General features: G+C 54.3%; 7 protein-coding genes. 5 read left to right on the plus strand and 2 right to left on the minus strand.

The genetic code is table 11. The annotated features are described in order from the left end of the window. Positions 1 to 3 precede the first annotated feature (3 nt). Positions 4 to 657: a cytochrome c biogenesis heme-transporting ATPase CcmA gene (ccmA, locus tag ABEA08_RS13125; RefSeq protein WP_345335779.1), complete on the minus strand. Its 654-nt coding sequence runs from the start codon at positions 655 to 657 to the stop codon at positions 4 to 6. A 336-nt stretch (positions 658 to 993) separates the two neighbouring features. On the opposite strand from ccmA, the gene ABEA08_RS13130 reads away from it, so the two are divergent. Continuing rightward, positions 994 to 1,287 (plus strand): c-type cytochrome, encoded by a 294-nt coding sequence (locus ABEA08_RS13130; protein ID WP_345335785.1) that lies wholly within the window; start codon positions 994 to 996, stop codon positions 1,285 to 1,287. Between the two features lie 59 nt (positions 1,288 to 1,346). On the opposite strand, the gene ccmI is transcribed toward ABEA08_RS13130, so the two are convergent. Next, complete coding sequence (gene ccmI, locus ABEA08_RS13135) at positions 1,347 to 2,216, minus strand: c-type cytochrome biogenesis protein CcmI (RefSeq protein WP_345335780.1); 870 nt, start codon at positions 2,214 to 2,216, stop codon at positions 1,347 to 1,349. A 422-nt stretch (positions 2,217 to 2,638) separates the two neighbouring features. Here ccmI and ABEA08_RS13140 point away from each other — a divergent pair, with 422 nt between their 5' ends. Genes ABEA08_RS13140 through ABEA08_RS13155 form a run of 4 tightly spaced genes read left to right on the plus strand, consistent with a single transcriptional unit; the run spans position 2,639 to position 6,172 of the window. Continuing rightward, on the plus strand, positions 2,639 to 4,603 hold the full coding sequence (locus ABEA08_RS13140) for a heme lyase CcmF/NrfE family subunit (RefSeq protein WP_345335781.1): 1,965 nt from the start codon (positions 2,639 to 2,641) through the stop codon (positions 4,601 to 4,603). 14 nt (positions 4,604 to 4,617) lie between these two features. Then, positions 4,618 to 5,172, plus strand: a complete 555-nt coding sequence (locus tag ABEA08_RS13145) for a DsbE family thiol:disulfide interchange protein (protein ID WP_345335782.1) — start codon at positions 4,618 to 4,620, stop codon at positions 5,170 to 5,172. Next, the gene (locus ABEA08_RS13150) at positions 5,172 to 5,645 is read left to right on the plus strand and encodes a cytochrome c-type biogenesis protein (protein ID WP_345335783.1); all 474 of its coding nucleotides are present in this window, start codon (positions 5,172 to 5,174) and stop codon (positions 5,643 to 5,645) included. The genes ABEA08_RS13145 and ABEA08_RS13150 overlap by 1 nt, the downstream gene beginning before the upstream one ends. Beyond that, positions 5,642 to 6,172: a TlpA disulfide reductase family protein gene (locus ABEA08_RS13155; protein ID WP_345335784.1), complete on the plus strand. Its 531-nt coding sequence runs from the start codon at positions 5,642 to 5,644 to the stop codon at positions 6,170 to 6,172. Before ABEA08_RS13150 ends, ABEA08_RS13155 begins: the two co-directional genes overlap by 4 nt. Positions 6,173 to 6,550 lie beyond the last annotated feature (378 nt).

A 6,550-nucleotide genomic window follows, 5' to 3' on the forward strand; every position in this document is an offset into this window, starting at 1 on the left:
AGTTCAGGCCTCCTCAGTAAAGTGGTACTGCAGGCGCAGTTTCTTCAGTCGGTCGCCGACCAACTGCAGATCTTGGTGCGTGGTTAGGATCACGCAGCCACCGCGATCGGCATGGTCGAGGAATAACTGCTCCAGCTCGGCGACGCCTTTTTTGTCGATCGCCGTCAGCGGCTCATCGACGATCCAGATCTTGGCATCGGTATGCCATAGGCGGGCTAGGGCAATGCGACGATGTTGACCGGCCGATAGGTGGCCGGCGGGGTGATCCTCAAAACCGGCCAAATTGACTTTCGCTAGGATCTGTTCGATCGGCGCATCATTGAAGCCGGTGATTTTCAGGTTGAAGTCGAGGTTCTCTTCGGCGCTGAGTTCGGATTTGACCCCCGGTAGGTGGCCAAGATAGAGCAGGGCTTCATGGTACTCGTCGCGGACGTCTTCGATGGCTCGATCATTGAAGCAGACGCGACCGCTATAGGGGCGTGATAGGCCGGCCAAGATCCGCAGGAGACTGGTTTTGCCCGCGCCGTTAGGGCCTTCGATCTGAAGGATATCGCCTGGGCCCACATCGAAACTGAGCTCATCGAACAGGATCCGCTCTTCGCGAATGCAGGTCAGTGCTTGTGCCTGCAGCAGCGGTTTGGGGTTTTGCTCTGTCACCGTGTCCTCTTGACTCAATTGGCGGTAATCGATAGGGCGGATATTATCACAGCGGAGTATTGTGACGTTGCCATCGGTCGCATTTCCGGTGCGCTGAACCGGATTGCTGGGAAAAAGATCGCAGGATGTGAGTGATTTAACTATAGGTGTGCGGTTCCCCTTAGCGCAAAATCTGACAATCAGGCGCGGTCGAGGTTCCAAATATGCCGCAAAAAAACGTGATCTTGCGCAATGTGCGTGCCACTTTGTGAGGTCTGTGGTAAGGTTTTCCTGCGGCTGGCGTAGCGACTTTACCCGTTCCCCAGCGTGTGAATGTCAATGGATTGGAATGTCAAAATGAAAAAACTTGTAACGTTTGCTGCGGTAGCCAGCTTGACCATTGCCTCTAATGTAATGGCACAAGAGGGCGAAGCCGTTTATCAAAAAGCCTGCAAGACCTGTCATGATATGGGGATCGCTGGCGCACCAAAGTTAAAAGATGCTGAGGCGTGGGCGCCTCGAATGGGCAAGGGCCTGGATGCATTGGTTGCCAGCGTCAAGACCGGTCTGAATGCAATGCCACCGGGTGGCATGTGTATGGATTGTACCGATGAGGACCTGAAAAAGGCCATCGAGTATATGGCCAAGTAGTGGTGCTAAAAACGCAAAAAGCCTGGCATTTGCCAGGCTTTTTTGTGCGCAGGTGCTGCTTAGTTGCCGGCTTGCTGCAGGAAGCCTCGGGCTTGTGCGATAGCGTTCTGGATCGCGTCGCGATCCACGTCGGTGCGCGGGCTGGTCAGGATCATCTCCCAGTGGCCAATGGCATCCTCGTAGTTCGCCTTGAAGAAGGCATCCATTCCCAGCAACAAGCGGGTTGAAGGATCCTTATCATCATCGGCCAAGGCTTTGTCTACTACGACCTGGATCTCCGGCGTGATGGTTTGATCGGCCAGGTAGTACATGGCGGTCGCCTTCGGGCCTAACAGCTCCGCATGTTCACCAACCAGTGCCATGACGCGATCAAAGGCCTCGATGCCTTGCTGGTATTGGCTGTTAGAGATATAGGCATGACCGAGTGAGAACCAGGCTTGGCTGTCTGTCGGGTTTTGCTCGACGTGCATCTCCATCTGACGTAAGCGCATGGCCATCAGTTGTTGCGGGTCCATGCCTGCGTGCGGATCGGCTTGAGCGGCGACTTGTGGCGCGTTCCACTCGCTGTAGCGACCGAGATCGTAATAGGTATAGCCAGCCACAACGACCAGAATGGCGCTCATGACAGCTGGCCAAGCAACGTTGGCCTTACGGCCGGCCAACACGTCGTCTTCCTGCTCGACGTTTTGCAGCAAGTTCATCTGCAGCTCTTGCTTTAGTTGCTCATGCTCTTGCGAGTTGATGCGTTGCTCAGCGAGCTCAGCATCCAGCTCCTGCAGCCGTTCATTGAACAGATTTAGGTTGGTCTCTTTGCGCTTTTGCGCGTCGGTGGCTGCTTGGGCAACCATGTTGCGGCGCCAGAAAGGCAGCCAAATAAGGGCCAGTGCCAGAATAGTTAGGGTGGCAATACCGATCCAAAAAGTCGTCATAGCAATCTCTGATGGTGGGTCGCGGTGACAATCAACTCAGCCGTTTTTCGCCTTAAGCGACCGCCGGGAGTTGGTCCAGATGGAGATGGATTATACGGCAAGTGCAAGGCTTGAACAGTGTTAAGCAAAAGTAGAGTTGAGTTATCAGGACGGATTGGGGGAATCATCACAGTTCAGTGGCTTATCGGTCGGAGGTGGGAAACTTTTTGCTGAATGCGGTATCCAATAGCCGACCTGCGTCTGCGCCATTTTGGCGTGTACCGCTTTTGTGACGCTTGACCCGCTGCTGAACACTGCAGTGGAAAAAGCGATACAAGACGGCAGACAATGCGGGTAATACTGCCTAAAATGGCGGCAATGACATCCATTCACGGTGTTAACTTTTTTGTGCCCGTGTGGTTATTTTCCTCTGAGGTAAGCTAATGGTTCCGGAACTTGGACATTACTCGCTCATTATCGGTTTGGCTTTTGCAGCTTTGATCGCCGTCGTGCCCCTGCTCGGCGTAGCGCGCAAGGATGCCTACCTAGTGAGTTTCGCACGTCCCCTAGCATACGGTATGTGCCTATTTATGGCGATCGCCGTAGTCTGCTTGGGCTATGCATTCGCAACCAACGATTTCTCTGTCGCTTATGTTGCGAACAACTCCAACAGCTTATTGCCGATCTACTTTAAGATCGCGGCGATCTGGGGGGGCCACGAAGGTTCTCTGCTGTTCTGGACCTTCTCTATCTCCGTTTGGGCTGCTGCTGTTGCCTTCTTCAGTCGTGGGCTGGAAGAGGCCTTTACCGCGCGGGTTCTGGCGGTGTTGGGGATGGTGATTGTGGGCTTTGCCCTGTTCATGCTGTTTACCTCCAGCCCGTTTGAGCGCATCTTTCCGATGCCGGCAGAAGGGCGCGATCTGAACCCGATGCTGCAGGATGTGGGTCTGATCTTCCACCCGCCACTGTTGTACTTGGGTTACGTTGGCTTCTCTGTTTCCTTCGCGTTTGCCATCGCAGCACTGATGAGTGGTCGTTTGGATTCTGCCTGGGCCCGTTGGTCCCGTCCGTGGACCCTCGCCGCGTGGTCGTTTCTGACTGCTGGTATCGCGCTGGGCTCCTGGTGGGCTTACTACGAGCTTGGCTGGGGCGGTTGGTGGTTCTGGGATCCGGTGGAAAATGCTTCCTTCATGCCTTGGTTGGTGGGCACAGCGCTGCTGCACTCATTGATCGTGACCGAGAAGCGCGGCACCTTCCGTAACTGGACCATCTTGCTGGCGATCTTCACCTTCTCCTTGAGCCTGTTGGGCACCTTCCTGGTGCGCTCTGGGGTGCTGACCTCGGTGCACTCGTTTGCGGCCGATCCGTCCCGTGGCTTGTTTATTCTGATCCTGCTTGGTCTCACCATTGGCGGCTCACTGACCTTGTTTGCCCTGCGTGCAACCGAGATGGCCTCGCCGGCTCGTTTCAACTTGCTGTCGAAAGAAACCATGCTGATGGCGTGTAACGTGCTGTTGGTTGTGGCCACAGGTTCCGTACTGCTGGGCACCCTGTACCCACTGCTGGGTGACGCCTTGGGCCTGGGTCAGATCTCTGTTGGACCTCCGTACTTTAATACGGTGTTTGTGCCGATCGTGCTGGTGATGTTCGTGTTTATGGGGATCGGTCCTTTCATTCGCTGGAAGAACTCGAAAGAGGGTGAGCTTAAGAAATTGCTGCCGTCTGCGATCGTTGCCTTGATCGCCGCCATCGCGCTGCCGTTGCTTATCGCCGGCCGCATGAACGCTTGGGTTTTCTTCGGCCTGTTCACCGCCTTCTGGGTAGCTGGATGCTTGGTGCTAGACCTGTTGCGTCAAACCCGCGATGCGGATGGCTCTTTCACTAAGCGTCGGATCAGTCGCAGTTATATCGGCATGCAGCTGGCGCACGCCGGTATTGTGATGTCCATCATTGGTGCCACCGTGGTCTCCAACTATGATGATGAGCGTTCTGTGCGCATGGGCCCGGGCATTAGCCACGATCTGGCTGGCTACACCTTCACCTATGAGCGCACCCAGATGGTACAGGGGCCGAACTACACCGCTGAGCAGGGTGTGGTTACCGTCGCCAAGGGCAACAAATACGTCACCACCTTGTATCCGGATCGCCGTCAATACAATGTTCGTACCATGGACATGACGGAAGCCGGGATCGACTGGGGCTTTACGCGCGATCTGTACGTCACCATGGGTGATCCGTTGGACAGCCAGCACTACGCCGTACGCTTGAACTACAAGCCGGGTGTTCGCTGGATCTGGATCGGCTCCATCTTCATGATGTTCGGCGCCGGTGTAGCGGCAACGGATAAGCGCGCCAAAAAACGAAAGACCGCCGCTGACGCGAACAAAGCGAAGCTGGCTAACGCTTAATTGAAGGAGCATAAATGAAGCGTGCAGTACTCTTTATTCCGCTAGGTATCTTTGCGGTATTGAGTCTGTTCCTGTTTAAGGGGTTGTTCCTTGACCCCTCAAAGCTGGAATCGGTACTGGTTGGTAAGCCAGTACCGGCGTTTGAGCTGGAGTCTTTGGAAGACGCCAGCAAACGTTGGACTCATGAAGATCTCGAAGGTGAGGTTTACCTGATCAACATCTGGGCGACCTGGTGCCCTTCGTGTAAATACGAACACCCATTCTTGAATCAATTGAAGCGCCGCGGCGAGATCAAGATCTATGGGGTGAACTACCGGGATGAACGCCAGCCGGCCATCCGTTACTTGGCCAACAGTGGCGATCCGTACCACAAGAACATCTTTGATCCGGAAGGCTCATTGGCGTTTGATATGGGGGTCTATGGCGCACCAGAAACCTACGTGGTTGATCACAACGGCATCGTTCGTCATCGATTTGCCGGTGTATTGGAGCCGCAGGTTTGGGCGCGTGACTTTAGACCACTGATCGAGCAGATCCGAGCGGAAGCCGCAGCAGAGGGTAAGTCCTAATGAAGAAGTTACTTGCGGCCGTTACGGCACTGATGATGGCGGCCTGGGTTCAGGCTGCACCGATCGACACCTATGAGTTTAGCGATGCGGAGTCGCGTGCGCGTGGCATCGCATTGGCTGCCGAGTTGCGTTGTCCTCAGTGTCAAAACCAGAATCTGCACGACTCAAACTCTCCGATCGCTCTGGATATGCGCTTGCAGGTCTATGAGATGGTGGAAGAGGGCAAAAGTAACGCGGAGATCGTGACTTACTTTACCGATCGTTACGGTGATTTTGTTCGTTATCGCCCAGCGTTTGATCCTCGCACCTATATCTTGTGGCTCGGCCCGGTCTTGTTCCTGATCGCCGGTGGCGCCATCGCTGTTGCGTTTGCTCGCCGTCAGCGTGCGGAAGCGGCGGGTCAGGTTGAGGTTTCCCAACAAGACAAAGAGCGTTTGGCCAAATTGTTGGATCAAGATAAGCGTAACGGATGAAACAGTTCTTTGTTGCGATGTTGGCGCTGCTGATGAGCAGCGCCAATGCCTTTCCTGGGGCGAGCAGTGATCCAGCGTTAGAGCGCTTTATTCATCTGTCGCGTCCGCAAGCACTGGAAACGGTGCAGATCTTAGGGCCCGATGGGGCATCGTTCGATCTGTCGCAGTTTCGTGGTCAACCTGTGATGCTGAACCTGTGGGCGACTTGGTGTCCGCCTTGTATCCGTGAGTTGCCTTCATTGGAGCGGTTCCGCCAGGACTTTGAGGCTAAAGGTTTGCAAGTCGCCCCTATCTCTATTGATCGGGATATCAGTGTGGTTCAGCCTTTCTTGGCAGAGCTTGGGATCACCGATATGGAAACCTGGTTTGATACCAGTAATCAGATCGGCAAGATCCTCCCGACCGATCTGATCCCAGCGACCTTCATCTTAGATAGTGAAGGCAATCTGGTCGGTTTCGTTCGCAGCTTTATTGACTGGGATAATCCCGCAGTACGCAAAACCATGGAGCAATACCTGCCTCAATAAGGGGTTTCGTTGATGTTCTGTGCGTTCTTCGCTTAAAGAAGCAGCTACTGGTGAAAGGCTCGCCAGTTAGGCTGCTTTTTTGTTTTTAAGGGTTGCGGAGAATAGTTCCTTCCCTATAATACGCTCCCTGTCGACGGGGCACAGCGAGGTAACCAACGCGGTTAACGAGCGGCCTGGTCAACAAAACAACGGTTAGAAAGAAAGTTGAAAAACGGACTTGACGACCGCGGCAAATTCACTAGAATACGCCACCTGCTTCGGCAACGAAGCGAACCTTAAGTCAGCATGACTTAAGCGCTCTTTAACAATTTGTCAGACAATCTGTGTGGGCACTCACGCAGGATTGAGAAATCATCATTTCTTAATGCCTATTGAGTG

It is taken from the genome of Ferrimonas pelagia, from assembly GCF_039543565.1.
Lineage (GTDB): Bacteria > Pseudomonadota > Gammaproteobacteria > Enterobacterales > Shewanellaceae > Ferrimonas > Ferrimonas pelagia.

Bases quoted from the DNA above. Each gene is read 5' to 3' on its own strand.
- ccmI (WP_345335780.1), bottom strand. From the start codon at position 2,216: ATGACGACTTTTTGGATCGGTATTGCCACCCTAACTATTCTGGCACTG.
- ABEA08_RS13140 (WP_345335781.1), top strand. From the start codon at position 2,639: ATGGTTCCGGAACTTGGACATTACTCGCTCATTATCGGTTTGGCTTTT.
- ABEA08_RS13130 (WP_345335785.1), top strand. From the start codon at position 994: ATGAAAAAACTTGTAACGTTTGCTGCGGTAGCCAGCTTGACCATTGCC.
- ABEA08_RS13155 (WP_345335784.1), top strand. From the start codon at position 5,642: ATGAAACAGTTCTTTGTTGCGATGTTGGCGCTGCTGATGAGCAGCGCC.
- ABEA08_RS13150 (WP_345335783.1), top strand. From the start codon at position 5,172: ATGAAGAAGTTACTTGCGGCCGTTACGGCACTGATGATGGCGGCCTGG.
- ABEA08_RS13145 (WP_345335782.1), top strand. From the start codon at position 4,618: ATGAAGCGTGCAGTACTCTTTATTCCGCTAGGTATCTTTGCGGTATTG.